The organism is Mesorhizobium sp. (assembly GCF_004962925.1).
GTDB lineage: Bacteria > Pseudomonadota > Alphaproteobacteria > Rhizobiales > Rhizobiaceae > Mesorhizobium.
Window position 1 is genome coordinate 1 of sequence record NZ_SUEO01000194.1, and the last position, 1057, is coordinate 1057.

2 protein-coding genes are annotated in these 1057 nt (G+C 63.9%); both read right to left on the reverse strand.

Annotated elements, in window-relative coordinates; translation table 11 throughout:
- The coding region (locus tag E5W87_RS27910) for a hypothetical protein (RefSeq protein ID WP_292404896.1) at positions 1-216 on the reverse strand (216 nt) is incomplete at its 3' end.
- An 88-nt stretch (positions 217-304) separates the two neighbouring features.
- A complete protein-coding gene (locus E5W87_RS27915) occupies positions 305-1030 on the reverse strand; it encodes a hypothetical protein (RefSeq protein WP_292404903.1) in 726 nt (241 codons plus the stop codon).
- Positions 1031-1057: the final 27 nt, after the last annotated feature.

Below are 1057 nucleotides of genomic sequence, written 5' to 3' on the forward strand. Positions count from 1 at the left end.
CCTCATCGCCCTGCCGGGCACTTCTCCCGAATAGAGACGGGAGAAGTGCCCGGCCGTAGCTTTGTCGCACTTTCTGCAACGTTGGCGATTGGCGAAACCGTCGATGATGGCGTCCTTCGCCCCGTTTACGGGGAGAAGATGCCGGCAGGCAGATGAGGGGCGGCGCAGACGTTCGCAAATGCTGCGCCAGCCCAGCAAGCGGGCCAGTCGGGCCAATCAACCTGCTTGAACATACCCGGGCAACAAAGAAAGCCCGCGAACCCCAAGGTTCGCGGGCTTTCTTGTCTTCAGGTGCTGCTATCTATCAGCTCTTCAGTGCGGCATTGCACAGGCTGTAGAAGCCGCCGCCCTTCTGGATCCACTTGAGGCCGCCCAGCGCGTTGGCGTCCTTGTTGGCGTAGTACTGGTCGAGGCAGGTGTGCAACCGCGCCTTGCCTGGGGTTTCGGTGCTATATTTCTGGGAGATCGCCTTCGGAAACTTCACACCCTGGGGAGCGGTGACGGTCGGTGTTTGAGGATCGCTGGTGTAGCTTGCCTCATCGGCAGCCGGTACGGTGTCGTCGTCGGATGCACCGGCGCCGCACTGGCTCTTGCGGAAGTCGTTCCACTTCATGCCGTTCAGCGTGTTGCCGGTCTTGGCCGCCTGATACTTGGCACTGCAGTCCGCCATGCTGAGGCCTTTGCCGGCGTCCGCAGTTGCCGCTGCCTTGGTCGTCGCTGCGGCGGGTTCTACCGTCGCAGTGGCGCCGGCGGCGCATGCGCTCTTGCGGAAGTCGTTCCACTTCATGCCGTTCAGCGTGCCGGCGGCCTTTGCAGCCTGATATTTGGTGCTGCATTCTTTCGCCGTCAGGCCCGGTGCCGCATCGTCGGTGGCCGCTGCCGTCGCAGCCGGTGCTGCCGCGGCCGGTGCTGCCGCAGCGGTAGCCCCGGCGGCGCATTCAGTCTTGCGATACTGGTTCCAGGTCAGGCCGTTCAGTGTGCCGGCGGCCTTGTCAGCCTGATACTTGGTGCTGCATTCTTTCGCCGTCAGGCCCGGCGCGGCGTCATCGCCAGTGGC